The 1,758-nt window shown below is 47.9% G+C and carries 3 protein-coding genes; 2 read left to right on the forward strand and 1 reads right to left on the reverse strand.

Features of this window, described 5'->3' with window-relative positions:
* A partial coding sequence (locus tag F3J26_RS22625) for a hypothetical protein (protein ID WP_205246612.1) occupies window positions 1–237 on the forward strand: 237 nt, incomplete at its 5' end.
* Window positions 185–1,636, forward strand: a complete 1,452-nt coding sequence (locus tag F3J26_RS22505; RefSeq protein WP_205246613.1) for an EAL domain-containing protein — start codon at window positions 185–187, stop codon at window positions 1,634–1,636. The genes F3J26_RS22625 and F3J26_RS22505, both read left to right, overlap by 53 nt.
* On the opposite strand, the gene F3J26_RS22510 is transcribed toward F3J26_RS22505, so the two are convergent.
* A partial coding sequence (locus F3J26_RS22510) for an Hha/YmoA family nucleoid-associated regulatory protein (protein ID WP_286180351.1) occupies window positions 1,637–1,758 on the reverse strand: 122 nt, incomplete at its 5' end.

The following is a 1,758-nucleotide window of genomic DNA, read 5'->3' on the forward strand; positions in this document are numbered from 1 at the left end:
ATCAGCCTGTTAACTTTAAAAAAATGGATATTTGAGCAACTTTGTATTTATGATGGTGTTTTATTCTTTGTGAACGCCAATGAGCCATATGAAAACAATATCACCCAGGCCATTTCAGTTATGGATGACCCTTGCCGGAGCAACGGTGATGCTCTGTATTATTCTTATATGCTCGGGTTTGTGGATGCAGTACCGCGCAATGACTGCTGGTGTGAGCGGTATACTCAGGCTTACTGATGAATACTATCAACCAGCATCCGCCACGCTTAGTCGGATTAGTGAAGCAGGTGCTCATGACTGCGAAACAATCCTGCCGTTGCTGACATCTCTGGCAACGCTAACACCTTACACCAGGAGCGCGGGGATCATTTCAGGCAAGACAATAATCTGTTCCTCCTTCAGCGGAAATAAATCCTGGCCTGTTAAAAGCATTTTTCCGGATGTGAGTGTGTCTGACGGGAATATGCCGGCAGTGGCCTCATCAATCTCGATGAACCCCGGCCACGGCGACTCTGTGATTGTCTATACCCGGATGCTGAAGGAAAATATTTACGCCTATACGGTACTGGACACCCGTTACATGCGGGAGCTGATTAAGGTGATGGCCGGTAATACCCACCTGAACTACGCACTACAGGCAGGGCACGGGCGGTCTGTCACCCTGGGGGGGCCCCGGGGTGACCACGAAGTTCTTACCTCGCTACAAATACAGGCAGGTGATATCAGGGTGTCGGCTTATTCGACCCTCCGTAGCTGGCTGTACTTCAGTACTGAAGGCATCCCGATAATTCTTCCTGCATTTCTTTTATTTTCATTCCTGTCAGGTACTTTCTGGAAACGATGGCATGCTGCTCGTATTTCCCCTGCATCCGTGATAAGCAGGGCAATAACAGAAGGAGAGTTTTTTGTCTGCTATCAGCCGGTCTGTGATATTTCAGGACACTGCCATGGTGCAGAAGCCCTGATGCGCTGGAGAAGAAATAACGGCAGATTGATCCCTCCGGACGTGTTCATTCCTGCGGCAGAATCAGAAAAAATGATGGGGCCCTTAACGCGTCACCTGATGAGGCTTATTGCTAATGATGTTAAAGAGTGGATCCCCACGGGAGAGTTTCATCTGAGCATAAATATTGCATCGGAGCACCTCGCCGGAGGAGAGTTTATAGGGGATATGAGGGCGTTTCGTGACAGTATTCCTTCTTCGTTATCCCTTGTGGCGGAGATTACCGAACGCACACTCATTGAAAATACAGAGAAAACTGTTACCCATCTGTCCCAGTTGCGTGAGGCAGGTATAAAGGTTGCTATAGATGATTTTGGAACCGGCTATTGTTCCTTGTCTATCCTGCAAATCCTGCCTGCAGACTTTCTCAAAATTGACAGATGTTTCACAGAAACGATCGATTCTGCCAACGGAGACACCCCAGTGCTTGATGCCATTATCACCCTCAGTAAAAGACTGAAACTTACCATGATTGCAGAGGGTATCAGCACCAGGAAGCAGGCCCTGTTTATGAGGAATAATCAGGTAATGCTACTGCAGGGATACCTGTTTTCACCGCCTCTGGATGCAGCTAATTTTAGGACGTGGTATCTCAGAAATGAATACAATATGAATATAACCCCGAAGATGTAATCAACGGACATGCCGCCATATCTCCACTGGAACATGGTCGTATAAAGTTCCGGTAATAAGCTCAGCCAGACGATGATCTGCGGCTCCCCAGAAAACGGCCAGTTCAGCATCACTGAGCTCGT

Source organism: Enterobacter sp. Ap-867, assembly GCF_011752855.1.
Lineage (GTDB): Bacteria > Pseudomonadota > Gammaproteobacteria > Enterobacterales > Enterobacteriaceae > Cedecea.

Excerpts from the sequence above, each read along its gene's own strand:
- F3J26_RS22505 (WP_205246613.1), top strand. The coding sequence starts at position 185 with ATGCAGTACCGCGCAATGACTGCTGGTGTGAGCGGTATACTCAGGCTT.